This window comes from Lysinibacillus sp. C5.1, from assembly GCF_016350185.1.
GTDB lineage: Bacteria > Bacillota > Bacilli > Bacillales_A > Planococcaceae > Lysinibacillus > Lysinibacillus sphaericus.
Map to the genome: position 1 here is coordinate 324,211 of NZ_CP066226.1, position 25,935 is coordinate 350,145.

Annotated in this window: 22 protein-coding genes and 2 pseudogenes; 16 read left to right on the forward strand and 8 right to left on the reverse strand. The window is 36.8% G+C overall.

Translation table 11 applies throughout. The annotated features are described in order from the left end of the window. Window positions 1-77: 77 nt before the first annotated feature. A complete protein-coding gene (locus I5435_RS01565) occupies window positions 78-1,094 on the forward strand; it encodes a GGDEF domain-containing protein (protein ID WP_337983117.1) in 1,017 nt (338 codons plus the stop codon). A gap of 52 nt (window positions 1,095-1,146) precedes the next feature. Here I5435_RS01565 and I5435_RS01570 read toward each other — a convergent pair whose 3' ends face one another. Then, on the reverse strand, window positions 1,147-2,274 hold the full coding sequence (locus tag I5435_RS01570) for a response regulator (protein WP_024364658.1): 1,128 nt from the start codon (window positions 2,272-2,274) through the stop codon (window positions 1,147-1,149). 546 nt (window positions 2,275-2,820) lie between these two features. On the opposite strand from I5435_RS01570, the gene I5435_RS01575 reads away from it, so the two are divergent. From I5435_RS01575 to I5435_RS01590, 5 genes and pseudogenes are all read left to right on the forward strand, one after another. Continuing rightward, window positions 2,821-3,612: a 3D domain-containing protein gene (locus tag I5435_RS01575; RefSeq protein WP_024364657.1), complete on the forward strand. Its 792-nt coding sequence runs from the start codon at window positions 2,821-2,823 to the stop codon at window positions 3,610-3,612. A 232-nt stretch (window positions 3,613-3,844) separates the two neighbouring features. Next, window positions 3,845-3,967, forward strand: a pseudogene (locus I5435_RS23135) (helix-turn-helix domain-containing protein); the annotation flags it as partial. 42 nt (window positions 3,968-4,009) lie between these two features. Next, a pseudogene (locus I5435_RS01580) lies at window positions 4,010-4,531 on the forward strand (RNA-guided endonuclease InsQ/TnpB family protein); the annotation flags it as partial. A gap of 216 nt (window positions 4,532-4,747) precedes the next feature. Beyond that, window positions 4,748-5,260 (forward strand): superoxide dismutase family protein, encoded by a 513-nt coding sequence (locus I5435_RS01585; RefSeq protein ID WP_337983118.1) that lies wholly within the window; start codon window positions 4,748-4,750, stop codon window positions 5,258-5,260. Window positions 5,261-5,873: 613 nt separating this feature from the next. Beyond that, window positions 5,874-6,440 (forward strand): superoxide dismutase family protein, encoded by a 567-nt coding sequence (locus I5435_RS01590; protein WP_024362721.1) that lies wholly within the window; start codon window positions 5,874-5,876, stop codon window positions 6,438-6,440. An 83-nt stretch (window positions 6,441-6,523) separates the two neighbouring features. Here the strand turns inward: I5435_RS01590 and I5435_RS01595 are convergent. Then, a protein-coding gene (locus tag I5435_RS01595; RefSeq protein WP_337982349.1) for an IS3 family transposase occupies window positions 6,524-7,878 on the reverse strand; the annotation gives its coding sequence in 2 pieces (ribosomal slippage) (window positions 6,524-7,425 and window positions 7,425-7,878; 1,356 coding nt in all). A gap of 438 nt (window positions 7,879-8,316) precedes the next feature. On the opposite strand from I5435_RS01595, the gene I5435_RS01600 reads away from it, so the two are divergent. The 6 genes from I5435_RS01600 to nhaC all read left to right on the forward strand — a co-directional run bounded on the left by I5435_RS01600 (window position 8,317) and on the right by nhaC (window position 15,534). Next, on the forward strand, window positions 8,317-9,312 hold the full coding sequence (locus I5435_RS01600) for a TAXI family TRAP transporter solute-binding subunit (protein WP_025218492.1): 996 nt from the start codon (window positions 8,317-8,319) through the stop codon (window positions 9,310-9,312). A 228-nt stretch (window positions 9,313-9,540) separates the two neighbouring features. Then, complete coding sequence (locus I5435_RS01605) at window positions 9,541-10,035, forward strand: DUF1850 domain-containing protein (RefSeq protein ID WP_227665400.1); 495 nt, start codon at window positions 9,541-9,543, stop codon at window positions 10,033-10,035. After that, entirely contained in the window at window positions 10,032-12,068 is a 2,037-nt protein-coding gene (locus I5435_RS01610; protein WP_024362724.1) for a TRAP transporter permease, read from the forward strand. The genes I5435_RS01605 and I5435_RS01610 overlap by 4 nt, the downstream gene beginning before the upstream one ends. A gap of 236 nt (window positions 12,069-12,304) precedes the next feature. After that, window positions 12,305-12,448, forward strand: a complete 144-nt coding sequence (locus I5435_RS01615) for a hypothetical protein (RefSeq protein ID WP_162832718.1) — start codon at window positions 12,305-12,307, stop codon at window positions 12,446-12,448. 244 nt (window positions 12,449-12,692) lie between these two features. After that, the gene (locus I5435_RS01620; protein ID WP_337983119.1) at window positions 12,693-13,808 is read left to right on the forward strand and encodes an amidohydrolase; all 1,116 of its coding nucleotides are present in this window, start codon (window positions 12,693-12,695) and stop codon (window positions 13,806-13,808) included. A gap of 277 nt (window positions 13,809-14,085) precedes the next feature. Then, window positions 14,086-15,534: a Na+/H+ antiporter NhaC gene (gene nhaC, locus I5435_RS01625; protein ID WP_024362726.1), complete on the forward strand. Its 1,449-nt coding sequence runs from the start codon at window positions 14,086-14,088 to the stop codon at window positions 15,532-15,534. A gap of 182 nt (window positions 15,535-15,716) precedes the next feature. Here nhaC and I5435_RS01630 read toward each other — a convergent pair whose 3' ends face one another. Next, complete coding sequence (locus tag I5435_RS01630) at window positions 15,717-16,958, reverse strand: hypothetical protein (protein WP_337983120.1); 1,242 nt, start codon at window positions 16,956-16,958, stop codon at window positions 15,717-15,719. A gap of 82 nt (window positions 16,959-17,040) precedes the next feature. Here I5435_RS01630 and I5435_RS01635 point away from each other — a divergent pair, with 82 nt between their 5' ends. Together I5435_RS01635 and I5435_RS01640 are read left to right on the forward strand one after the other, a co-directional pair. Beyond that, a complete protein-coding gene (locus I5435_RS01635) occupies window positions 17,041-18,153 on the forward strand; it encodes a mandelate racemase/muconate lactonizing enzyme family protein (RefSeq protein WP_337983121.1) in 1,113 nt (370 codons plus the stop codon). 12 nt (window positions 18,154-18,165) lie between these two features. Further along, window positions 18,166-18,846 (forward strand): GNAT family N-acetyltransferase, encoded by a 681-nt coding sequence (locus I5435_RS01640; protein ID WP_337983122.1) that lies wholly within the window; start codon window positions 18,166-18,168, stop codon window positions 18,844-18,846. 53 nt (window positions 18,847-18,899) lie between these two features. On the opposite strand, the gene I5435_RS01645 is transcribed toward I5435_RS01640, so the two are convergent. Next, window positions 18,900-19,610 carry a Fe-S oxidoreductase gene (locus tag I5435_RS01645; protein ID WP_024362730.1) on the reverse strand — a complete coding sequence of 237 codons (711 nt, stop codon included), beginning with the start codon at window positions 19,608-19,610 and terminating at the stop codon, window positions 18,900-18,902. 117 nt (window positions 19,611-19,727) lie between these two features. Between I5435_RS01645 and I5435_RS01650 the strand changes: the two genes are divergently transcribed. Beyond that, window positions 19,728-20,159, forward strand: coding sequence for a DUF4395 domain-containing protein (locus tag I5435_RS01650; protein WP_025218497.1), 432 nt, complete (start codon window positions 19,728-19,730; stop codon window positions 20,157-20,159). 264 nt (window positions 20,160-20,423) lie between these two features. Here I5435_RS01650 and I5435_RS01655 read toward each other — a convergent pair whose 3' ends face one another. The 3 genes from I5435_RS01655 to I5435_RS01665 all read right to left on the reverse strand — a co-directional run bounded on the left by I5435_RS01655 (window position 20,424) and on the right by I5435_RS01665 (window position 23,592). Beyond that, window positions 20,424-21,398, reverse strand: coding sequence for a DMT family transporter (locus I5435_RS01655; RefSeq protein WP_337983123.1), 975 nt, complete (start codon window positions 21,396-21,398; stop codon window positions 20,424-20,426). A gap of 242 nt (window positions 21,399-21,640) precedes the next feature. Continuing rightward, a complete protein-coding gene (gene pepT / locus I5435_RS01660) occupies window positions 21,641-22,870 on the reverse strand; it encodes a peptidase T (protein WP_024362733.1) in 1,230 nt (409 codons plus the stop codon). 71 nt (window positions 22,871-22,941) lie between these two features. Next, window positions 22,942-23,592 carry a lysoplasmalogenase gene (locus I5435_RS01665; protein ID WP_337983124.1) on the reverse strand — a complete coding sequence of 217 codons (651 nt, stop codon included), beginning with the start codon at window positions 23,590-23,592 and terminating at the stop codon, window positions 22,942-22,944. Between the two features lie 190 nt (window positions 23,593-23,782). On the opposite strand from I5435_RS01665, the gene I5435_RS01670 reads away from it, so the two are divergent. Further along, a complete protein-coding gene (locus tag I5435_RS01670) occupies window positions 23,783-25,462 on the forward strand; it encodes a hypothetical protein (RefSeq protein ID WP_024362735.1) in 1,680 nt (559 codons plus the stop codon). Between the two features lie 47 nt (window positions 25,463-25,509). Here I5435_RS01670 and I5435_RS01675 read toward each other — a convergent pair whose 3' ends face one another. After that, window positions 25,510-25,848 carry a hypothetical protein gene (locus I5435_RS01675; RefSeq protein ID WP_337983125.1) on the reverse strand — a complete coding sequence of 113 codons (339 nt, stop codon included), beginning with the start codon at window positions 25,846-25,848 and terminating at the stop codon, window positions 25,510-25,512. Between the last annotated feature and the right edge of the window lie 87 nt (window positions 25,849-25,935).

Consider the following 25,935-nt stretch of genomic DNA (forward strand, 5'->3'; position numbering starts at 1 on the left):
AAACTTTTAATATGAGAATTGAACTTATTATATATAGCTTTAGCAAAATATCATCTCAATGGGAGAAATGATCTATTGTGGAGAAATTTAAGTTAAATTTATCGTTTGTCATTGTTAGTATGATAATAATTGTTGTACTCGTTACATCAAGTATCAGTATTTGGATTAGTTATAAAAGTTACAGTGAAATGCTAACACAGCCTAACCATGCTTTACAGGAAGCTTTTATAGAGGAAGTTTCTGATATAGCTGAAATCTATGTACAAGAGTCATTACAAAACTCACAAACAGAATTTTTAGTTAAGGATAGGCTTGAACAGGCAGTAAGTCAGTTACAAAAAGAAAGTGTTGTCTCTGTTAGTGTGTTTTTAAAAAAAATACTTCTTCCTTTATTGTTAATAGTAGCAATTATTTTCATATTGGTACTGTGGTTTGTGTTGAAAATTATTCGACCTCTACAAGATATTGTTAAAAGTGGACAAGAGGGCTGTGGAATTAACGATTTAAAATTAGTGAATGACTGGTATGCTGAGGCGAGCAACTTGAAAGATGCCATGTTAAAGGTAAAAGCTGATTCACAAAATAAAATTAAGGAATTGACTGACCAGTTGAAATTAGATTCTTTAACAGGTATTCCGAATCGCCGAAGCATGGATCAAGTATTAAGTAATTTAATTGCAGAGAAAGTGCCACATGCCATTATTTTAATCGATTTAGATGAATTCAAAAGTGTCAATGATACATATGGGCATACAGTGGGGGATGAGGTTTTAAAAGCTTTTGCAAACAAAATGAAGGAAAGCGTTCAGGGAAGCTGTTTTAGATATGGAGGAGAGGAGTTTTTAATTATTTTGCCTTATACGGCAATTGAAGACGCCGTTAAATTAGCAGAGGAATTGCGAGTTAAACAAGCGCAAGCTGAAAATCCTAGTGGTCGTCCAGTTACCTTGTCGGCAGGTGTTACAGTTTTTTCTTCTTCGATTTGTGACCCGAATCAGTTAATAGCTATTGCTGATCAGGCATTGTATGAGGCAAAACAATCAGGTAGAAACTGTATACGTGTGGTGGAGGATTTCTCTCGAATTAGTAGTTAATTACCTTCAACAACCAAATAATGTAGCTGTCTCTTAGGAGGCAGCTACATTTTTACTCTTGCGCTATTGTTGCGTATAATTCTATGGTCTCTTGATTAGGTGAAATATCTAGGTCAGTAAACAAGGTCTTCTTAAAGTCTTTGTAAACTTTTACTGCATTAGCACGATTATCTTCTTCAATATAGAGTTGAAGAAGCTCTTGGATGATTTTATCTGAATAAGGATTGTAGTCCAGCATCACTAGTAAAGTACGCTCCATTTTTTCTACATTGTTTGTTGCCTTGTAATGCTCAACTAAGTAATTTAGTAAAAGCGTAATTTGGTTATGAATGAAATTCGACTTACTATGAATCCAAGAGTAATCTAATGTAGCCATGTATTCTCCATGAGAGTTTTGAATAAATGCCTCCGCTCTTTCTATATCTAGCTCCCCGAATTCCTCTTTGTGCTTTAACAGGTGCTCTAATTCTAAGACATCAGATTGAAAATTCTCTAGCTGTAAAATATAACAGCCGTTTACATATTGTAAAACGTTAAAGTACCCTAAAGCTGAGAGAGTCGTACGTAGATAAGAAACTGTTGTATGAAGTTGCACTCTTGCTTTTTTGTATTCAGTTTCAGCCCATAATGCTTCGATGATTGTATCTCTAGGCACATGGCTGTTGAGATTAGATAAAAGAAAGGCAAATAATTCTTTTGTTTTAACAGTTCGCCAATGCACGATGTTCTTATTATGTAAAACAGTGAATCCGCCTAAGCACTGGATACTAAGGGAGTACTCATTCTGTTGCACTCGAGTAGGGGGGGCTATTTCTAATTGGAATAGTTCATGTATCCTATTGATAGTCATCTCAAGTCGAGATTTAGAAATAGGCTTTAGTAAATAGTCTAAGGAATTAATTTCAAATGCCTGTACAGCATAATCTCGATACGCTGTCACAAAAACAATACAGACATTTTTCTTCCACTCCTTTAATATTTGAGCAATTTGCAAACCGTCCATTCCTGGCATTTCAACATCTAAAAAAGCGACATGATAGTCCAATGTAGGTGCCTCATCAAGCAAATCTTTAATTGTTGAAAAAGCTTTAACAACCTCTACTGAATCAAATTCTTTCAACTTTTTTTCCATGTTTAAAAGAGCTAACGGTTCATCATCTGCAATTATTACTCGAATCACAGTAGGACACCAACTTTCAAATTAGTATATGACCTAACTATTTGTATTTTAGGTATTACATATAGTATTTAAATTGTAATTATTAGGTTAATAAAACTTTATTTTACATTAACAGAGGAAACGCAATAAGTATACAGAGTGATTCACTTGCTAAACACATTTTTTCTACAGCAACTAGAGTAGTGTGAATCCCCATTCGATTACTGTTTGGTTTAACCCATTAACAAAGTTCACTTTACAAAATCGAGTTCAAGGCATCTCCTTTCCTACTTTATCGGCTATAAAAACTGTATTTCCATTATATAAAATATGCAAATAGATTGTAGAGATTTGATCTTAATTTTCCATATAATTGTTTAATTGGAGAAAAAATTGATTGAAATTGTATATTTTACTGATTAAATAGTAATAATTTGTAATATCAGGTCCAAGTCCTGTGATATTTAGATGCATTCTACAATAATGCTTGTATACTTAAGAGCCTAATTCTCTAGTGTGCTAGCAACAGATTGCAGAAATATAAAACAACTGGAGGTATTACTTATTATGAAGAAAAAGGCAATAGCATTAGCTGTAGCATTGACTCTTGGCATGGGGATGTTCGGGAGTACCACTTCTGCTAAGGGAGTATATACTGGTCAGACGAGCAACATACTTTGGGGCATCTCACCTATTTATAATTTGAGTTTAGCCGAGTTGCAACAGTTAGACGAATTTGATTCGATATGGATTAATCCTGATCAGACCTTGAGTATGGAAAAAATACTGGAGGAAGAAAAGACAGATGACACCCACCTTATTGAGGCCGGTGATACATTATTCAGTCTTGCTAAAGTTCATAATGTTAAGGTGGACGATTTAAAAGAATGGAATAACCTCACATCAGATTTAATTTTAGTTGGTGAAACGTTAGCTGTTAAAGCTTCAGCAGCAAAGCCAAAAACAGCAAAAACCATTGCACAGAAGCCTGCAACAAAACAAGCTACAACAAAAACGGCCACAACAAAACAAGCGACAACAACAGCAAGTGCTCCAGCGAGTCAAAATGGTCAGACATATACAATGCGTGCAACAGCTTATACAGCATATTGTAAAGGTTGTTCAGGAATTACAGCAAACGGGACAGACATACGCTCAAATCCAAATTTAAAGGTGATTGCTGTTGATCCACGTGTTATTCCCCTTGGAACGAAGGTGTGGGTAGAAGGTTATGGCGAAGCGATAGCTGCTGATACTGGTGGTGCGATAAAAGGAAATAAAATTGATGTATTTATTCCTTCTGATGGACAAGCTCGTAATTGGGGTGTTCGAACAGTTACGGTAAAAATTTTAAATTAATACAACATAGGGATTTCTTAGTATTTTTCTGAGAAATCCCTTTATTTGTAATGAGGATAAATACCTAGTTATGAGTTGCGAGAGTATTCTGATAAATGATAAACTATAAAAAAGGAGGATGATACAGTTTAAATGAATCTATACAAAAATAGTTAATTTTATAGTTGTTGCAGTGTAATCGCATTGTTGCAAATAAGATAGGCAAAACAGTTCAAAAGAGAGTTGCTAGAGAATGATACTGGCAAAGAAAGTTAGATTGTACCCAAGTGAATCGCAAGAACAAAAGTTGTGGCAATCAGTAGGAACAGCAAGATTTATCTATAATTGGACACTTGCAAAACAAGAAGAAAATTATAAAAATGGAGGCGAATTTTTAGCCGATACAGTTCTTAGGAAAAATAAATCTTATGTAGTTAGAAAAAATGAAAAGAGCTTAAAAAGACTACAAAGACAAGTAACTAGAAAATATAAACAAAATAAAAAAGGAAAGGAGTATGTCAAAACTAAAAATATTATAAAACTTGAAAATCGGATACGACTAGTCCACAGAAGATTGACTAATATACGGACTAATTATCTTCACCAAACGACAACAAGTATAGTGAAAACCAAGCCATACAGAGTTGTAATAGAAGATTTAAATATTATAGGCATGATGAAAAATAAGCATCTATCTAAAGTTATCTCAAAATAAGGTTATTATGAATTTAAACGACAACTTGAATATAAGTGTAAATTTAGAGGAATTGAGTTCGTAGTAGCAGATAGATTTTATCCATCATCCAAAACTTGCAGTCACTGTGGGGAGATTAACAAAGACTTAAAACTCAAAGATCGAGTTTATAGTTGTAGTTGTGGCTTATGTATTGATAGGGATTTAAATGCAAGTATTAATCTTGCCAAATATAAATTAGCATAATATCACCAACAAGATAACGCTAATATGTAGGATGCGTTGTATCCGAATTTACGCCCTCGGAGAGTTATATGAAAGTAGATGGGTTACTTGTAGCGATCGAAATCGGACTTGTTGAACAGGGAATTAAACAAGATTTATAGATATTTATAGATTTTTGGCAACGGTAATAAAATGAAATTGACAACTTTACTTATTATTTCTTTAGGTGTTTTTTTGGTGGGCTGCGCTGATAAGGATGAGAAAGCGGAACAACAATCAGTATCAGATAGCTCGGTTGCTTTAACTGCCACTGCGAAAGTAATGAGTTCGGATAATAAAAGTTTAGGAGAAGCCAAATTTGAAGAACAGGCTGATGGTGTGAAAGTAACCGTTACGGTAAGTGGTTTACCTGCTGGAAAATATGGTATGCATATACATGAAGTGGGGAAATGCGAAGGGCCGGATTTCGGTACTGCAGGAGGGCATTTCAATCCAACGCAGAAAGAGCATGGCAAGGATAATCCGCATGGCCATCATCTCGGGGATTTACCGAATTTAGAGGTAGCGGAGGACGGTACTGCAACTATGAGTGTCTTGGCAGAAAGTGTAACGTTACAAAAAGATGCTGAACACTCTTTGATGGATGGGGAAGGTACTGCGCTTGTTATTCATGAAAACGAGGACGACCATATGACAGACCCTACTGGTGAATCAGGCGGAAGAATTGCATGTGGTGTTATTCAATCATAATAGAAAAGGAGGCTGGGACAAAACTAAAATAATTTAATGTACAGAGGAAAGGTGTTCATAAATTTTTGCTATATGGAGACTTAGCACACTTAGCTATCCTTGCTTTTGCAATAAATAAAAAATTAGAAGTGTTCACTAGTTGTTGGTAGCGGAGGCGGTGACTCCTGCGGGACAGCGAGGGTTGCGGCTTACGTGTGTGCCCGCGGAAAGAACCGACGAAGCGGACAACAACGGCGCTGCAAAAAAGTGTTAGATTGATTGCCATCAATCTAACACTTTTTCTCTTTTGTCCCAGCCTCTTTGTTGTTGTAGTTTGCACCGATAACAAGGTTTCACTACTAACTGATGGAAACGCAAGTGGTGCCCCCTGCTTAAACAGGACAAATGTAAGCATAGGGTTACGGCTTACTATGCTTGGCCATCAACGGCATAGTAAGTATTCGATTGATTGGGGTCAATCGAATACGCTCAATATAAAGACTATAGCCATTAATTACTGTTTACAAGCAGTTTTCATAATATTACCTTTTGATGGTGTGATGAGAAAACACCGGTATGTATTGCATAACTATTGGTAGAGATGGGTACCATCAGAAATAGAGGAGGTAATAACATGAAAAAAATATCTATCTTAATTATTTCTTTGACTGTCTTTGTCGGAGGGTGCAATCTTTTTGATAAGAAAGATGAAAAAGTAGCCGTTAACTCTAATGCCAATTCGTCTTTAACGGCAACTGCAAAAGTAATTGGTTCAAATAATGAGAGCTATGGGAATGCTTTTTTTGAGGAAGAAGACAATGGGGTTAAAGTAACTTTAGCATTAAGTGGTTTACCAGCGGGCACGCATGGTATTCATATCCATTCAGTAGCGAAGTGTGAAGCACCTAAGTTTGAATCGGCAGGTTCGCATTTTAATCCAACAAATAAGGAGCATGGAAAATTAAATCCTAACGGTTATCATTTAGGTGATTTACCAAATTTAGAAGTTGGTGAAGATGGGACGGTAGATTTAAATTTCTTAGCTGAAGGTGTAACATTACAAAAGAATGCTGAAAATTCCTTAATGGATGGAGAAGGTACTTCATTAGTTATCCATGAAGCAGCAGACGATTATAAAACAGACCCTGCTGGTAATTCAGGTGCAAGAATTGCATGTGGAGCAATCCAGTCAGGAAGTTAGTTGGCTAATTTGTTAACATAAAGTTGAAACACCCTACCACTACGTATGAAGTGACCCCTAAAAGTTAGACACGGTTATTTCATTTAGGCAGCTTGGGTAAACTGAGTTCGGTATTGTACCGGACTCAGTTTTAATTTTGCCTTAATTCGTTTCGTATTGTAATACGTTATATAGTTTTCAAGTTCCAATTTAAAATGCTCAACACTTTCGAACTCCTTTAAATAAAGGAATTCCGATTTCAAAATCCCAAAGAAATTCTCCATCACCGAGTTGTCATAACAGTTGCCTTTACGTGACATACTTTGCACAATGCCTTTTGATGCAAGTGCGTGACGGTATTGCTTCATTTGATAATGCCAGCCTTGATCGGAATGCATCAGTAATTGGCGTTCCTCTGGTAACTTCTCTAATGCTTTCTCCAACATTTCTGAGACAAGTGAATACGTTGGTCGATGACCAATTGTGTAAGTAATAATTTCTCCGTTAAATAAGTCTAAAACAGGGGATAAATAGAGTTTTTCACCAAACAATTTAAACTCTGAAATATCTGTTACCCACTTTTCATTAGGGGCTTCAGCTGTAAATTTGCGGTCTAAAATATTCGGTGCGATTTTACCGACTGTCCCTTTATATGATTTATACTTTTTCATTCTGACTACGCACTTTAAACGAAGTGTTTTCATGATACGTTGTACTTTCTTATGATTCACTCTTCGTCCACGATTTGCGAGTTCATCACGAATGCGACGGTATCCGTAACGCCCTTCATGTTCGTTATAGATGGATTGAATTTCAGCCTTTAAGTCGGTATCTGGATCGGGACGATTCAGTTTCTTCACTATGTCATAATACGTACTACGTGGAATCTGTGCGAATTCGACAAGTGCCTTCACCGAGTATTTATGCCTTAATTCATAGATGACCTTTACTTTGTCTTCTTTGGTGATGTTTCTTTGGCTTGAACTAAGGCGTTCAACTTTTTTAAATACTCGTTTTCCATTTCAAGCTGCTTGATACGAGCTTGAAGTGCTTCTGGTGAGCCTTCTACTGGTGTATGTTTTGGTTGTTTATTGGTTTCTTTTTTCATGGATGGACGCCCCTTTTCCTTTGATTGAAGGGCATCGAATCCTTTTGTTTCAAACTGTTTTCGCCAATGAATAATGGACGATGGAGCTGCTATACCAAAGATAGCCGCTGTTTCTATTAAGGACGTGCCGTGCTCAATCATGAAGTTTAGTACGTCTAGTTTAAACTGTGCTGTATAGTTTGTATATGATTTTATAAACGCTTCAACACCGTTATACTCATATTGTTTAGCCCAGTTAAGAATAGCCTTATGATCTGTCCCAATCGATTTAGCAATTTCATGTGAACTTTCTTTGCCTTCTAAGTATCGTAAAGCTGCTTGTAATTTTTCCTCTGCAGTATATTTTGCCATTAAAAACTGCACCTCCAATTGTTAGATGTGTCTAACAATTGGGGTGCAGTTCAGTATTGTGGGGGTGTTTTTTTGCGTTACAGGCTGCTCGCATAGACGGGCGGGGCTTATGCATTCTCCACCACTACGTTGTGTAGTAGGTTGTGAGTTTCATCCTATTTTCCATGTAATAAAAATAAATAGCTAGCAAGGAGTATATTTTTATACAATATGTATACATTTCTACACTAGTATATTTTATTGTAGTAGAGTATTTTTTAGTTTATTAGAGAAAAAAGAAGGGTAAATAACAGCGTATTATAATTGGGTGTTGTTCGTATTTATGTCATTTTGTATAATTATAATTATCTGAATTTACTATAAATAGGTTGACATAATTATACTAAATTTGATAATTTTAAATTGATTCTTAATTATAACCAAAGGGGGAAGGTTAATATGAAGAAAAAGCAATTTAGATTATTCATGCTATTAAGTGCCATTGCGCTTTTAATTTTAGCGGCATGTGGATCTGATAGTAGTACAGGTTCGGATAAGGAAAATGGGAATGGTGATACAGCTAGCTCTGAAAAGCCAAAATTTTTAAGTTTATTAACAGGTGGAACGCAAGGTACTTACTATGCATTAGGTGGTACATTTGCTGATTTAATTACAACAGAAACAGGTATTAAAACGACAGCAGAAGTTTCACAAGCCTCTGCAGCAAATATGACTGCCTTGCAAGAAGGTAAAGGTGAGATTGCGTTTGTGCAAACAGATATCGCTTATTACGCAACTGAAGGTAAATTCATGTTTGAAGGTAAAAAAATTGATACGATTGCGGCATTAGGTGCACTTTACCCAGAGACTGTTCAATTAGTAACAACTGAAGCTTCTGGTATTAAAACATATGCAGATTTAAAAGGGAAAAAAGTTTCTGTAGGGGCTCCGGGTTCTGGGACTTATGCCAATGCTGAACAATTACTTGAAATTCATGGTTTAACAATGAATGACATTAAAGCGCAAAATCTTGATTTTGGTGAGTCTACTGATGGTCTTCAATCAGGTCAAATCGATGCGGCATTTATTACTGCTGGTACACCAACAGGGGCTGTAGAGGCATTAAATGCGACGACAAAAGTTAATATTATCGGTGTAGATGCTGGTAAAGCAGATGAGCTTATTGCCAAATATCCTTACTATGCAAAAGATACAGTAAAAGCTGGTACTTACGGTATTGCGAATGATACAGAGACTGTTTCTGTTCTTGCGATGTTAGCAGTGAATAAGGATTTACCAGAAGATGTTGTATATGCTATGACAAAAGCGATTTATAGTAATACAGACAAAATTTCACATGCTAAAGGTGCATTTATTAAAGCTGAAACAGCTTTAGATGGTATCAGTATTGATATTCATCCAGGTGCTCAAAAATACTTTGATGAAAATAAATAGGACAACATCGCTTTACATGTTCCAAGCTATTGAAAAACGAACATTCGCTCGTGGTTTAACAAGGTGATTTTTGGACATTGATAATGGTTTTTTATATTTTCTTAAACATGAAACGGGCTCGGATTGCGTAAAGCTTCGGGCCCCTTTTTGTTACATAAAGATGCTAGCAAAATAGCGAATAGTTTTTAAAGTGGGGGAACAGATGTGATGCGAAAGAGGAGAATAGGTTTGGTAATAGCCGTATGTTGTATATGCCTCGGCATCATTATTTTTCTTCCTCTTCAAAAGGTATTCGCATTTACAGAAACAAGGGTAGACGATCCAATCGTACATTATATTCCACTAACATCTGATGAGGATTTTCGTATAAGGTACACACACTCTATCCATAAATCAGATGTACTGGAATATTATCGTTGTATAGAAGAACAGCGTATTCAAATGATTGGAATGGAGTATGAAGACTTAGCAATTGGGATGCCTGGCTACGCTGAGGAAAATCAAACGTTAACACAACGAGATGGTAAATATTTTTTGCAATTTGACAAGGAAGTCATTGAAAACTTCACAATTTATATCGGGGATTTAGACTTAGACCTTGTGTTTGTTTACAAGGAACAAGAATACGATTTAAAAAAAGATTTGCAAAGGGGTAAGTCCTATTTATTTGAGGTGAAGCGATTATCGCTTTATGAACGATGGAAAGGAGTTAGGATGAAATGACAAAACAGCATGAACGTAACACCGAGGTAAAAGAAGAATTTGAACAAATATCCGCTGAAGCGCAACAAGCGATACTTGAAAAATACGATATCGAATCCAATGTGCGAACAATATCAGGCATTATGAAACATATAATCTTCTTTGGATTATTGGCATTTTCATTGTTTCAATTGTATACAGCGATTTTTGGGCAATTTACAGCACCCATTCAACGGACGATTCACTTAGGGTTTGGTTTAGCTCTGATTTTCTTATTATTTCCAGCCCGTAGAAAGGCGCCAAAGCATAAAATTGCATGGTTTGATTATATTTTATCGTTATTATCGGTAGTAGTCGGTTCATATTGGGCATTGAATTATACAGAACTTGTTAATCGCAATGGGACCATTACACAGTTGGATTTTATAGTCGGTTTAATAGCTGTTTTCCTTGTGCTTGAGGCTGCACGTCGAGCAGTAGGTTTACCGATAACGATTATCGCAGTATGTTTTTTAATTTATGCCTATTTCGGTCCTTATTTCCCAGCCTTTATGGCGCATAGAGGTCAGGATTTTGAAAGTATTGTGAATCTGATGTTTTATACGACAGATGGTATTTTAGGAACACCGATTAGTGTATCGGCTACATTTATCTTTGTATTCTTATTATTTGGGGCATTTCTTGTAAAAACAGGAGTTGGGCAATATTTTAATGATCTGGCTGTAGCATTCGCTGGAAAATTAATTGGTGGGCCAGCAAAAGTAGCTGTCTTTTCAAGTGCTCTACAAGGTATGATTTCAGGAAGCTCTGTTGCCAATGTAGTCACATCTGGTTCATACACGATTCCGATGATGAAAAAGCTAGGATACCGTAAAGAATTTGCTGGTGCAGTTGAAGCGGCTGCTTCTACTGGCGGGCAGTTAATGCCTCCGATTATGGGTGCTGCGGCATTTCTAATGGTGGAGTTCATTGGACGTGGAATTACATATTGGGATATTGCAAAAGCAGCTGCTATTCCTGCGTTGCTGTATTTTACAGGTATTTGGATTATGACGCATTTTGAAGCGAAGCGTGTCGGCTTAAAAGGCTTACGTGATGATCAAATGCCAAATCGTAAAGAGGTATTTAAGAAGATTTATCTGTTACTACCAATTGTTTCTATTATTATACTGATGCTAACAGGTACGCCTGTTATGCATGCTGCACTGTATGGGATTTTAATATCCATTGCAGTCGCGATGTTTAACAAAGATACGCGCTTAAAGCCGAAAGATATTATCGATGCACTAGTTGAAGGAGCTCGTACAGCACTTGGTGTAGTTGCGGCAACAGCTTGCGCTGGTATTATTGTAGGGGTAGTGGTTAAAACAGGTTTAGGCTTAAGTTTAGCTAATAGTTTAGTAGCTTTAGCTGGAGGAAGTATTATTTTAACACTTGTTTTCGTTATGATTGCTTCACTAATTTTAGGAATGGGTGCTCCAACAACGGCAAACTATGTTATTACATCAACCATTGCAGCACCAGCGATTGTGGCATTATTATCGCCTAATACACCACAAGAATTAGTGCCAGTTGTTGTCTTATTATCGGCGCACTTCTTTGTGTTCTATTTTGGTATTATTGCCGATATTACACCGCCAGTAGCACTTGCTGCATTTGCTGCTTCTGGAATATCAGGTGGCGATCCAATTAAGACTGGTGTAAACTCTGCAAAACTTGCCATTGCTGCATTTATTATTCCGTATATGATTGTTTTCTCACCAGCTTTATTAATGATTGATACAACGATACCGCAAATATTATGGGTAGTCTTTACGGCTGTTACGGGAATGGTTGCAATTGGTGCTGGCGTAATTGGCTATTGGTATCGTAAAGTGTTGTGGTTTGAACGTCTGATTGCCATCGTAGCTGGATTATTGCTCATCTATCCTGAAAAATTCTCTGACTGGGCAGGTCTCGCAATCTTTATTGTGCTTGTAGTGATTCAAATTTTAACACAGCATAAGTATGGCGGTAACGGTATGGACAATGATAATAAAAGCGTAACAGCTTAAGAAAATCGTAAGAGCATCCAAGTAAAGTAGTCACTTGGATGCTTTTTTGATATGGAAAAATGGAGAGGGATGACCATTGCTGTTTATTCGAATTTATTTTAAGTATATCTTATATCAAAAAGAGATGAAATCGATATATATTATGCATAATGAGTATTATTTATTGATTTTTAATAAAAAGTTAGTATATAATAAAATTATCAGAAAATTCAATTAACAAAGGAGGGTGACGAGGAATGGAACAATTATTAAACTCGAAATTTGAAACGTATTTGATGGATCAAGAGGCAGAATTCCTGACATCAAACCAAAATATTGAGGAGCAAACAAATCAACTCCAATATGAAGAATATCCAGAAGGTTTTTTTTCAAGTTTATAACGCATTTTCAAAAAGGCTGTGCTAAAAGTGGAACGACTACTTTTAACACAGCCTTTTACTATTGCATAAAAGTATAGTACAGTCACCTTTTTATGAAGTTTACATAAAATAGTAAGAAGTGTTGAAGCGTTTTATTATGAAGTTATATGATTTTAAAATGGATATAGTACTAATTTCATATATACTTTTCTAAAAAGCTTTCATGTATAATGGGGGAGAAAAAAAGGTATATCGAGGTGTGGTTATGACAAGTGCAGCAATGTTAGAAGAATCAATGTATCAATGGTTTGAACATTTTCATAATTATCCAGAAGTAAGTTGGAAGGAGTATGAAACAACTAAGAAAATTGCATCTATATTAGATGACTTAAACGTATCTTACCGTTTATTAGGTGATGTGCCAGGGTTAATCGCTGAAATTGGTACAGGCGATGAGATTGTAGCAGTTCGTGCAGATATTGATGCGTTATGGCAAGAAGTAGATGGTAAATGGCAAGCGAATCACTCCTGTGGTCATGATGCTAATATTACAATGGTACTAGGAGCGCTATTATTGCTTAAAGATCGACCGCTGCAACATCGCGTCAGATTTATATTCCAACCTGCTGAAGAAGTGGGAAATGGTGCTTGTGCAGCATTTGACCGTGGAGCAGTTGACGATGTTTCGCATTTATTTGGTGTTCACTTGAGACCGATTGAAGAGTTGCCTTTAGGAAAGGTTTCACCTGCTATCCACCATGGTGCTGCCTATTTTCTAGATGGAACAATACATGGTATTGATGCCCATGGTGCAAGACCGCATCAAGGTAAAAATGCGAATGATGTCATTATGGCAATACAATTAATGTTAAATAGCATTCATTTATCTCCATTCGAGCCACACTCTGCCAAACTAACTAAGATTATTGCGGATGGTGGTAGCACGAATATTATTCCAGGTAGTGCTAGCTTTTCAATGGATATTCGGGCGCAGCATAATCATCAGTTAGAATTACTTCGAAGCCGCATTGAATCGGGACTAAAATCAATCCAACAGCAGTTTGAAATTGAAATGAATTGGAAATGGGTCGATTTCACACCTGGTGCAGAGGTTTCACCAATTGCTGCTGAAATGGCTAAAAATGCTATTTTAGAAACACTCGGAGAGCAATTTTTGGCGGATGAAATTACAACACCAGGAAGCGATGATTTTCATTTTTATACAGTCAAAAAACCCGAACTAAAAGCGACAATGATTGGCATTGGTGCTAATTTAGTTCCTGGGCTGCATCATCCAAAAATGACTTTTGAACGAAGTGCATTAATAGACGCATCGAAAGTTCTTGCGTGTGTATTAGAAAAAAAGCCCATCCATGAATAGGTAATTCAAAGAGGTTCTATCCAAGCTTTACACGTTGGATAGAGCCTCTTTTTCCTTGCTTTTTGGGAAGAAATGCATAAAAATACGCGTTTTTGAATGGTTTGTAATTGCTATTTGGAAGCGTTTTTTTGCCCTTTAATATTCAGAATTGCTATAGAAGCATAAAATTTTTGCGTTGACTTTATATTTTTTGAATATTAAGCTAAAAATCGTAAAAATATATTTGCACTGATGAAATGCAAATTTATAATTGGGTGCAAAAAAAGGGGATGGGACAATGAAAAAGGATATTAGTGCAAGTTGGGCGCTCCTGACTTTTGCAATAATGATAACGACAATGCTAGTGACAGTAGTTATGTTAGAGCAAAGTCCACACGTGCCACTTATTGTAGGAACAATTGTGGCAGCAATTGTTGCCAAAAAACACGGCTTTAAGTGGATGGAAATAGAGGAAATGATGTATAAAGGTATTCGTCTAGCACTTCCAGCCATTGTCATTATTATTTTAGTAGGTTTGACAATTGGAGCATGGATTGGTGGTGGAGTCGTTGCTACCATGATTTTTTACGGCTTAAAGTTAATTTCTCCAGCTTGGTTTTTAGTAACGATCTTGCTATTATGTTCAATCGTTTCGCTAGCAATCGGTAGCTCATGGTCAACAATGGCAACAATCGGTGTTGCTGGTATGGGTATCGGTTTAAGTATGGGGATTCCTGCACCGATGATTGCAGGAGCAGTAATTTCAGGTTCATATTTTGGTGATAAAATGTCACCTTTATCGGATACAACAAATCTAGCAGCGGGCTTAACAAATACAGATTTGTTCGACCATATAAAACATATGCTATATACGACAATACCTGCATTAATCATTACACTTGTCGCATTTGGGTTTATGGGCAGAAGTTTTGCTGACGTAGCCATGAATTCTGAAAAAATACTGACTACGCTTGATGTTATGGAAAAAAGCTTTGTGATTTCTCCATGGTTATTACTTGTCCCAGTTGGCGTTATTGTCATGGTGGCAAAAAAGGTTCCTGCGATACCAGCATTAATTATTGGGATTATTTCAGGATTCTTATTACAAATTTTTGTGCAAGGTGGATCGCCAACGATGGCTGTTCAAGCATTACAAGAAGGATTTGCTATTTCGACAGGAAATGAAATGGTGGACGAGCTCTTTAATCGTGGTGGCTTAGATTCAATGATGTATACGGTTTCAATGACGATTGTAGCCATGACATTCGGTGGGGTGTTAGAATATTCAGGCATGTTAAAAGCACTGATGGATGTCGTTGTGAAATTTGCTAAATCTACAGGCAGCCTTATTGCTTCAACAATTGCCGCATGTATTACAACAAATGCAACATGTTCAGAACAGTATATTTCTATTGTTGTACCTTCTCGTATGTTTGCAGGCGTATATCAAAACCGCGGCTTGCATTCGAAAAATTTATCGCGTGCGCTTGAAGATGGCGGAACGTTAACATCCGTATTCTTCCCATGGAATACTTGTGGTGTATTTATATTAGCAACGTTAGGTGTTAGCGCAATGGAATATGCACCTTATGCAATACTAAACTTTGTTGTGCCAATTATTTCAATTATTTATGGTTATGTCGGATTTGCCATTGTTAAGATGACACCAGAAGAAATTGAAGAGGCAAACCAACGTAAAAAAGATGCGCAAGAAAATGAAATGAATAATATGGTCGTAGCAGACTAAATTAAAACGAGTTTTGCTCAAATAGAGGGAATACTCTGAAGAATTTTGCTTAGTAAAGCCAAAGAGGGCAAGCCCCATCACGCAGCTAACTGTTGGCAAGAAGAGACTTTGTAATCATGATGTATACCATGAGATGAGGTGCTCGTTCGCCAAGGAAAGTGTTGTGATGGGGCTTGTTAGTTCTAAGAATAGGTTGCAAAATTTAATTCGTAAATTGTACGTGGTCGCCCCTGCTGATGGGTCATTTCTTCACCAACAATGTTCGCATAACCGTGGTCAACTAATTTTTTGATAATACGTTCAGTAGTCCGACGAGTAACTTGTAAGTATTCTGAAAGATTTTGCGCTGTAAATTGTGAAGATTGTCGTTCTCTACTAAATTGAATAATTTTCGAGATATTTAACGGGCTTAAGCTTGTCTGTTTAGCCATTTGTAAAATATACGGATCTTTTGTTTTTAAAGAGAGTTTACCTGCTGATTTTGGAAATGGGCCCAAAAGATTTTTTTGTTCATCTAAAATATAAATTTCATATGGTTTGGAAAATTTTAATGCATATGTCGCATTTTCAGCAGCTTCATATATGGAGTGTCCATAGCCAAAGGCGAGCCTAAAGGGCGTGTTTATTTGTTGCATTAGGTGCGATAAATTTTCCATGTCGAGTGCATTTTGTAAATGTCCAGCTGTTGTATAAAGCTCATAATAATGAGGGGTAATTTCCTTATAGGTTGCACGTATCGCTGCTGTAATTTGCTGTACAATGTCTGCGCATTGGTTTTTTTCAGGAACAGCTAAAAATCCTACGACTGCTTTTGCCGATTCGGATTTAGTAAGCAGTGATCTTGATTTCGTTTCTTCAAGACATTGGATAATGGAACTTTTTGCATCTAACATGCGCATTGCAGGAATGTTCTGTAGCTGTAATTCATCAAATACACTATGAATGCTTGTAATAACATAATCAATTTGGTTGGCTTCCCAAAGAGCGACATGTTTTTTCAAAATATGTTTTGATGTTTCAGTAATGCAAATGGGGTGAACATATGGTTTTGTTCCGGTATATTCTATCTCTGATAGAACCTTATCGACAAAGATAGGGTGCATGACATCGATAGATACCCTTTGTAAAGAAATTGCTTTATTTGCAATAAGTGATAATAAAGTCGTCGCAATGGTTACCTCATCTTGCTTTAAATAATTCCAAGGAATCGGCAATGATTCGAGGGATGATTGTGCATGTAAATAGGGTAATGTTCCCCCGAGTAAAAGAGCATCACATGGTTTAATTTGTTTTAATAATGACGGTGCTTCGGAAGGCTGATTGTAAAGGTAAAATTCTAATTGAATATTCTCTATGTTTTGTGCGATACTAAGTATACGTTTCATAAAAGCTTTAGAACATATAATTGCTATTTTTGTAGGCATAGGCATCGTTCCTTTTCTATATTTTTTAAGCAATTAACGACATATTAACGACAACTATAAAATTACAGGAGTATGATATAAAATGAAAATCCAACAAGTAGAAATTTTTGCAATCCAATTACCACTTATCGATCCTTTTATTATTAGTTATGCTACTTATGATACAATGCCTTCTATCATTTTGAAAATAACAACAGATACAGGCATTGTTGGTTATGGTGAAGCGGTACCTGATGAGCATGTAACAGGCGAATCATGGGAAAGTACGTATGCAGTGTTAAAACACCAACTTGTCCCTGCGATTATTGGAGAAAATCCAATGGCTTTTGAAAAACTCCACGATAAAATGAATCACATCGTAAAGGATGTACCTGCTGCTAAAGCGGCAATTGATATTGCATGTTTTGATATTGCTGGTAAAGCGCTTCAAGTACCAGTATATCAGTTACTTGGCGGTCGCTATCATGAGAAATTCCCGATTACCCACGTGTTAAGTATTGGCACTCCTGAAGAAATGGCAAATGAAGCAGCTAGACGCGTAGAAATGGGCTATCAATCATTTAAAATGAAGGTAGGAACGGAAGTTAGACGTGACGTTGCTCGTATTAAAGCGGTACGTGAGCGTGTAGGCGAGGAGATTGCCATTCGAGTAGATGTCAACCAAGGATGGGGTAACGCCTCTACAACTTTACAAGGTTTACGTTTACTAAAAGATTTAAATATTGATTGGTTAGAACAGCCTGTTGATAGTGAAGATATTGACGGCATGGTAGAAATTAAATCTAAATCTGATGTCACGTTAATGATTGATGAGGGACTTCGAGGCGTACGTGAGATGCGTGAAATCATTTTAAAGCGTGCAGCAGATAAAGTAAATATTAAACTAATGAAATGCGGTGGAATTTATCCTGCTATGAAATTAGCTGTCATGGCGGAAATGGCAGGTATCGAATGTCAAATTGGTTCAATGGTTGAGTCATCTGTAGGTTCAGCGGCTGGTTTCCATGTAGCATTCTCGAAAAAAATTATGACTAGTGTAGAATTAACAGGTCCACTTAAATTCTCGAAGGATATTGGTAATTTACACTATGATGTACCGTTCATTTGTCTAACAGAAAAACCAGGCTTAGGTGTCGATATAGATGAAACAGTACTTAAGGAACTATGTGAATTTTCAACAATAGTCACTGCTTAAGGAGGCGTTAACATGGATAGAATTTATGAAGGAATGCTAGGAGAAACGCCTTTTTATGTTACGAAATTACAACTTCAGCATTTACCTGCGATTGAGAAGTTACAGCAAGAAGTTTACGAGACTTTGCCAGACCAAAGCATTTTACAGCCTTTAACGACGGAAGAATTCGAGTACATTTTGCAAGGAAATGGTTTGATGATTGGGGCATATGTAGAGCATGAGTTAATTGGCTTTCGAGCATTATTAAATCCACCTATTGATAACGATCACCTTGGCTATGATTGCGGAATTCCAGAGGATCAGTTCCAGCGTGTTTTATATCAAGAGATATCCAATGTCTCCCCACATTATCGCGGCTACGGATTACAAAAAACATTAGCAACGGTTGTGATGAACGCTATTGATTTGGATTGCTACGACTATGTTTGCTCTACGGTTAAACCGTATAATATACCGAGCCTAAAAGATAAATTTTCACAAGGGCTTGTCATAAAGGGCTTGAAGATTAAGTATGTTGATAAATTGCGATATATTTTCTATAAAGATTTAAAACAGGAACAACCAGCTTATACTGAAAAACAAGCTGTTTTGATGGGGGATACTGCCCTGCAGCAGCAACTGTTAAAAGCGGGATATACGGGAACTGCCATGTATGAAGAGCAAAATGACTGGTTCGTACTTTATGAAAAATAGCTTGGAATAAAAGGAGGCCTTCCTTTCACAAAGTGTGAGAGGGAAGGCTTTTTTTATTTCTTGAGTGGGCAAAATCCACAAGCAAGTAAGCCAGGGATATCTTTTGAAAAACAGCAAGATTTACGGACAGGAACGTTAACTAAATTTGTAGGGCTTTGACCACCAGTATAGTCAGCCCACCAAGATTTTTGTGAAAAACGGGCCCAAGTTTTAGGGTTCTCTAAAGCCTCAATGTCTTCCATTGCCTGGTCTGCTAAGCCAGGGTTAGACAACAGTTGATGATAATGCCAAAGTAGATAACCAAAGAAATTTTCCCAAATGGTTAAAGGAGAGATGGATGTTACTTTGCGCAATTGCTGAACGATGACATGCCCATCATATAAAATTTTTTCAATCACAGATTGTCTTTCATCTTCATCCACGTAACGCCAATCATTAGGGTTCACAAACATGGCAACTGTAAAGCTATTGAATTCCTTGGCCGCATCAAAACGAATGTCAATTGGCTTTCCATCCCATACTTCATCATAGGCAGCAAGCATATATAGCTGCATTGCAAAAAACATACCATAGCGACGTGCAAAATGGGAAATAGCTGCGGTTTCCGTTGCCGCATCCGTAATACCCATCATAAGGTTTAAAAAATCTGGATGGTAAAAGTCTTTATGTATATCAGCTAATGTAAATAATGTTCGTTTTGGTTCTGTTGTATAAATACTGTAGGAATTCAGTTGTCTTACTTGATCCATCGTTAAAGCTGGCACTGTCATCACCTTTTCTTTTCAATCATTAACATCCATTATAAATTAATCATTTTTACTTCACAAATGGAATGCGATATAGTAAAATACATTAAACATATCTGAAAGGTAGGTTTTTAAATGTCATTGCCATATGCAATTCCAAGACCACTTGTACGACTCAATCAATGGACCATTTTGTTAAGTGTCATAGTGACATGGATAACAGGGCTTGCTTGGATATTAGTCATTCCTTTAGTCGCTAATTTACTTGGTGTTTTATGTAATTTTAATCCCATTATCCGATTGGGAAAACTGTTTTTGAAAAAAGCACCAGCTTCCTATATACCTGAAGACGCCCAACAACAAAAATTTAACTCTAGTATTGCTAGCATATGTTTAGCTGGAGGATTCGTTGGGTTTTTCTTTAACTGGCATGTAGTAGGGTATGTATTGACAACAATGGTAGCCATCGCTTCATCTGTTGCTATTGCTGGTTTTTGTATCGGTTGCTTTTTGCATTTTCAGCTAAAACAGTGGCAATACAGAAGGTCACTTAAGAAGGCATTGTAATTATTTGAAAAATTTTTAAGTTAATTTAAAGATAATAGTTGACAATTTAATTGATAATGATTATCATTATCAATGTAAAGATTATTCCTCCTCTACAAAACGAGTGTAGAGAGGGTGAACTTTAGCTACTTTTCTCCAGAAGTTTGCTAGTTCATAAAGCGCTCCTAAAACCCCCCTCATTTTTTGGGAACGTAAAATCTCTAGACGGCTTATTCCTATGATGAATGAGCCGTCCTTTTTATTTTTTAGCAGCACCCTCATATGTTATGAAGACTGTTCAGATGGGGAGGTGTGTTGGGCCACATTCTTTTTTTCAAGTACCATTGTATAGTAGCTATGTAACAACATACCGACAATAATAATACCAAGTCCAGCAAGGGCAATTGGATCAGGAAAGGCAATGTTAAGTAGTAGCACCTCACCAATAATGACAAATAGTATTTCGGTTGATTGGGTTGCTTCCACAGCGGCTAGTTTGCCTTGATGTTCGCGCACACGGTCTGTTGCGATAAAAAATAGAATGGTTGCAATGACACCAGAGCTAATCCCGACTAGTAATGATTGTAGAACTTGGTTTAGTGAAGGTAGACCAACCGTTAAAACAGCATATAGCGCCATGATAATCCATGCAGGCATGGAAGCGATAGTCATACCAAGCACACGCTGAAATGTATCAATACGTCCTCCGCATATTTCCATCATTTTTCGATTACCGAGTGGATAAGCAAAAGCAGCAATCACTACAGGTAAAATCCCTAGCAGTAGATTTTTAGTTGGGGCAGACTGTGCCTGTGGTACTTGAATAAGCAATATTCCAACTAGAATCACACATGAAATAAGTAAGGAAATTAACGGGATTTTCTGACGTACTGTTTTTCCAGCGATTACTGATACAAAAAGTGGAGCTAAAAGGACACCAGCAACGATTGTAAATTGCCATGTACCCGAAACGAGCCAACCTGGGCCGAATGCTGCAGCAAATGTAAGTGGTGCATAAAATAGTACAAATCCAACGAAGCTCCATAAAAGCCAAGCCCTTGGTTTGTTTTTCATTTCATTGGTAAGTGGAGATAAGCCTTTACGATAAAAGACAATAGCTAGTAAAAACGGCAACATGAAAAAATAACGAAGTGATGCACTCCAGAGCCAGCTACCACCTTGCATTTCCATCGCGTGATTTAAAATAAATGTCACCGCAAAAAAAAGTGAGGCTAAGATGCCTAATGCAATTTCTTTCATAATTCATCACCCTTAACTTTTATGTAGTTTGAAAATTCAGTCATTAATTTCGGCAGAAAAAGTAATATCTGAAGGTTAAGTAAAAATCCGCGTTGCCTCCTAAGAAAGTAAATGCACGACATTGCGTAAGCAGTGCTTATCGTGCCTTGCTCTTTGGGAGCCAAGCGGATTTTAGTATCTGAAAGACTTTGTACAAAGTCTTTCTTTTTTAATATTTCTTATTGCTCGAAGTAAAGTTAAACTTACTTGCCTTGTTGTTCAAATAGTTGCACGATTTCAAGAATAACTTGTGTTGCTTTTTCCATTGTTTCACCAGAGACATATTCGAATTTACCGTGCATGTTTTCTCCACCTGCAAAAATATTTGGTGTAGGTAAACCCATGTAGGAAAGTTGAGAACCATCAGTACCACCGCGAATCGGTAATGTATTCGGAGTAATATCTAATTTTTCCATTGCTTGACGGGCGATGTCAACAATTTCTTTTACAGGCTCGATTTTTTCACCCATATTATAGTATTGATCTTCGATAGAAATTGTCAGTGCATCTTTGCCAAACTGTGCTTGTATTTTGGCAGCAGCATCTCGCATTAATTGCTTTTTCTCTTCGAATTTTTGACGATCATGGTCACGTACAATATAAGAAAGCTCTGTATGTTCAATAGCTCCTTTGAAGTCCATTAAATGGATGAAGCCTTCATAACCTTCTGTTTTTTCAGGTACTGCATCTGTAGGCATTTCATTTTGGAAGGCAATTGCCATCGTGATAGAGTTGACCATTTTATTTTTCGCTGAACCTGGGTGTACACTCGTCCCTTTTGTTGTTACTTTAACGCCAGCAGCATTAAAGCTTTCAAATTGTAGCTCACCAAGTGGTCCGCCATCCATTGTGTAGGCATAGTCAGCGCCGAATGCAGCAACATCAAATTTATGTGGGCCCCGGCCAATTTCTTCATCAGGTGTGAAAGCTACACGAATTTTACCATGCTTAATAGCAGGGTTATTTATTAAGTATTCCATAGCAGTCATTATTTCAGCGATGCCAGCTTTATCGTCCGCACCTAGTAATGTTGTACCATCTGTTGTAATTAGCGTTTGGCCTACATAATTTTTTAGTTCAGGAAATTCAGTTGGAGACATGATTAAATTTTCGTTTAATTGAATGTCACCGCCATCGTAGTGATCGATGCGTTGAGGATTCACATTTGTACCAGTGAAGTCTGTAGCTGTATCCACATGCGCTAAAAAGCCAATTGTGGGAACTACTTTATCTGTATTTGCTTCAAGTGTTGCAAATAAATAGCCATTGTCATCTAGTGTAATGTCTGTTAAGCCGATTGCAGCCAATTCTTCCTTCAATACATGCAATAAATTAAATTGCTTTTGAGTGGAAGGAGTAGTTTCACTTGTGAAGTCGGATTGTGTATCGATTTTTGCGTAGCGAATTAATCGCTCGATTACTTGTTCTTTCATAGGTATATGCAGCCTCCTTTGTAGGTGTCTGGCACTCAAACAATTCTGAATTGTTTGAGTGCCAGGCACTTTCATTGTACCACTTTACTTCGGATTTCGGAATATTGAAGGATGCTCAATGCAATAAGTATTTGCGCACTATAATAGGTCATCATAATAACCTCATGCGCAAAAGGTAATGGCATGATAAACTTATTAATCGCTAAATAGGAATCGGATGCGATAAATAATAAAGCGCCAATAATAGCAAAGGGAGAACCTGTACGAATAGCCGTCCAGCCCATCGTTAAAATGATAGAAATATAAGCAAGAACTGCAAAAGTAAGTACGGTTTCTCCGGATTTAAATACGGTACTGGCAATCCAGATAGCCATTGCGGCACCATATAGAAGTAATCCGATTTTTGCCCAAGTTGGTACTGGCTGTTCACTAGTACCTGAAAAGGCGAAGATATAAAAAACATGACCGATTAAGAAACTTGTAAGACCAATAAGAAACCATTGTAATGTGTAGTCTCCTATCATACAAAAAACTAGACCTATAATAATGAATAGTTGATATTTTTTAATCGATTGTACTTTTTGGGTTATCGCCATAAAGATTATCAAAATCATCGGTATGACCTTGAATATCAGTTTTACATTTTGGTCAATATGCGAGAAGAAAAAAATATAATAAAGACCAAGCACAATGATACACGTTAACAACCATTTTTTCGCCAAATTTTTCAGCCCCTTTTCTTTGAAATTCTCTATCGATGCTTAAAATCCTTTATTCGTCATTAAGCTGTATTATTCAGAATTGTTTTACCGAAGAGTAGAAGGGAAGAAGTGTCCGTATAATTTATGTTTGAAACTTTTTTAGTATGTAACCGTAAATAAGAAGACAGTAAGTGAGGAGAGGGTGAACGAAATGACTAAGCTATTGATAGCTTCTGCAGTCATTGCAATTATTGCGAGTGTATTATTAACACCGTTAATAACGAAAAAGCGTGAAGATGGACAATCGAAAAAAGTAATTGGCTACTTTTTTATCGGAGTCTTTGTTATAGGATTTATTGCATCAGGTATTACGCTATATGTTACAAAAATTGATGTTAACTGGCTTGTCTTTTGGCCAGTGATTATACTACTCACGTTGAGTGGTGCATTTCTTGCAAGTGGTATTGAAAGAAAAGTTAAAGGTGGTTTATTTTTAGCAAGCTTATTCGTCGGCGTATATGTATTGTCCGCACCGCTATGGAATGCTAACGATAAATTCAAATCCGCGGAAATGAAAGAAGAGGTTGAAATCAAGCCGTTTGATGAAACACAAACGCCAGCGAGTGTTCCACCAAAATTCGTCCGCAATAAAATGAAAAAAGCTTTCGGCCAAGTACCGAATACAAGCTATTATGAACTAGGACGCTTACAAATCCAAAAGGTAAATGGTGAATATGTTTATATTGCACCTGTTGAATTTTCAGGTTTCTTTAAATGGATGAACGGCAAAACGACACCTGGTTATTTTACAATGAGTGCGACAGACTCAGCGGATAACCCAAAATTTATCGCACAGGAAATGAAATATGTTCCTTCTGCCTATTTAAATGCTAATTTGGAGCGTCATATGCGCTTGCAACATCCTTTCCTTATTTTCTATGGGGATGTTCAGCTGGAAATCGATGATGACGGTAAACCGTACTATATCCGTTCCTACGGGGAGTTTATATCTGCTCGAAATGGCTTTGATGTACAAGGGATTGTCCTTGTAGATGCATTAACAGGTAAATCTGAAATTGTGAAATTAGCAGATGTTCCAGCATTTATTGATGGAGCTGTTTCACCTGAGACAGTAAGTTTACAAAATAGCTATTACGGAAAATATGTTCATGGTTACTGGAATAGTATGTTTGGCAAAAAAGATGTCAAATTACCTTCTGATGAAGGGACTGAATCGAATGTAAGTCCGATATTTAATGAGGAAGGCGAAATGTACTATTTCACAGACTTCACGAGTCCAAAAGAGGGCGTGGATTCAATGCTGGGCTATTCATTAACGAATGCACGAACTGGTGAAGCGACATATTATACAGGAAATCAAGATGCTTCATATATGGATTCACAAGGAAATCTACAAATTATTGAAAAGAAATTTATTGAGAAGAAGTGGGCAGGAGAAATGCCTGTATTGTATAACTTTTACGGGGAAGCAAGTTGGTTAACAGCAGTGCTCGATGCGAATGGCTTCTTACAAAATTATTTTATCGTTTCCGCTGCAAATCCTGAAATCTCAGCCTATGCAACAACACCAAAAGAGGCGTTGAAATTATATAAAACAGCGCTTAGTCGTGGAGGAAGTACGGTTGAAGGTAGTTCGAATGCAGAAGAGAAAAATGCAAGTGGAACAGTACTACGCGTTTATAAGGAACGCCTAGGTGACTTTACCATTGTATCGTTTTTACTGAATAATGGTGAAAACTATTCAGTAAGTGCAGAGACGGAGCCTCTTGCGATTTATTTACAAGAAGGTGACGAAGTAGTTATTACGTATGGTGAAACAGGAGAACAGTTTTTACCAGTACGCTCGCTAATTATTAAAGGGTTACAATAAACAAAAGACGATCAGCACAATGAATTTTGTTGGCTTGATCGTCTTTTTTATGTAGTTTGCGTTTCAATGTAACGGTGCATTTTTTCTTTATGATTTGTAAAAAGTGTAGAGGCATGATCATTTAATGCCAGTATCTCTTGAATATAACCATGTAACAAATTCGTTTCATATTCGAAAGAGAACGATGTTTCACTTTCTATAATATGCTCCAATAAAAGTGCGTGTAGCACAACCACTTCTAGGTTCTGCGTATTCGTGACAAATTTTAAATTTAAAATGGTTGTATAGGAAACGAATTGATCGACGTAGGCAATAGCTTCTTTGTATTGTTTGATATCAATATGTTGTTCTAGGGTACGAGCAAGATGCTTATTAACATAAGACATTTTTGCATAACTCCTTTCGAGATAGGGTCCTTCTATTAATATTAATGAAAAGGTAGGAAAAGGAAAGAGTCTTTTCGTTTAATTTGT

Excerpts from the sequence above, each read along its gene's own strand:
- I5435_RS01640 (WP_337983122.1), top strand. The coding sequence starts at position 18,166 with ATGGATAGAATTTATGAAGGAATGCTAGGAGAAACGCCTTTTTATGTT.
- I5435_RS01630 (WP_337983120.1), bottom strand. The coding sequence starts at position 16,958 with ATGCCTACAAAAATAGCAATTATATGTTCTAAAGCTTTTATGAAACGT.
- I5435_RS01620 (WP_337983119.1), top strand. The coding sequence starts at position 12,693 with ATGACAAGTGCAGCAATGTTAGAAGAATCAATGTATCAATGGTTTGAA.
- I5435_RS01615 (WP_162832718.1), top strand. The coding sequence starts at position 12,305 with ATGGAACAATTATTAAACTCGAAATTTGAAACGTATTTGATGGATCAA.
- I5435_RS01590 (WP_024362721.1), top strand. The coding sequence starts at position 5,874 with ATGAAAAAAATATCTATCTTAATTATTTCTTTGACTGTCTTTGTCGGA.
- I5435_RS01575 (WP_024364657.1), top strand. The coding sequence starts at position 2,821 with ATGAAGAAAAAGGCAATAGCATTAGCTGTAGCATTGACTCTTGGCATG.
- pepT (WP_024362733.1), bottom strand. The coding sequence starts at position 22,870 with ATGAAAGAACAAGTAATCGAGCGATTAATTCGCTACGCAAAAATCGAT.
- I5435_RS01655 (WP_337983123.1), bottom strand. The coding sequence starts at position 21,398 with ATGAAAGAAATTGCATTAGGCATCTTAGCCTCACTTTTTTTTGCGGTG.
- I5435_RS01635 (WP_337983121.1), top strand. The coding sequence starts at position 17,041 with ATGAAAATCCAACAAGTAGAAATTTTTGCAATCCAATTACCACTTATC.
- I5435_RS01675 (WP_337983125.1), bottom strand. The coding sequence starts at position 25,848 with ATGTCTTATGTTAATAAGCATCTTGCTCGTACCCTAGAACAACATATT.
- nhaC (WP_024362726.1), top strand. The coding sequence starts at position 14,086 with ATGAAAAAGGATATTAGTGCAAGTTGGGCGCTCCTGACTTTTGCAATA.
- I5435_RS01670 (WP_024362735.1), top strand. The coding sequence starts at position 23,783 with ATGACTAAGCTATTGATAGCTTCTGCAGTCATTGCAATTATTGCGAGT.
- I5435_RS01600 (WP_025218492.1), top strand. The coding sequence starts at position 8,317 with ATGAAGAAAAAGCAATTTAGATTATTCATGCTATTAAGTGCCATTGCG.
- I5435_RS01650 (WP_025218497.1), top strand. The coding sequence starts at position 19,728 with ATGTCATTGCCATATGCAATTCCAAGACCACTTGTACGACTCAATCAA.
- I5435_RS01610 (WP_024362724.1), top strand. The coding sequence starts at position 10,032 with ATGACAAAACAGCATGAACGTAACACCGAGGTAAAAGAAGAATTTGAA.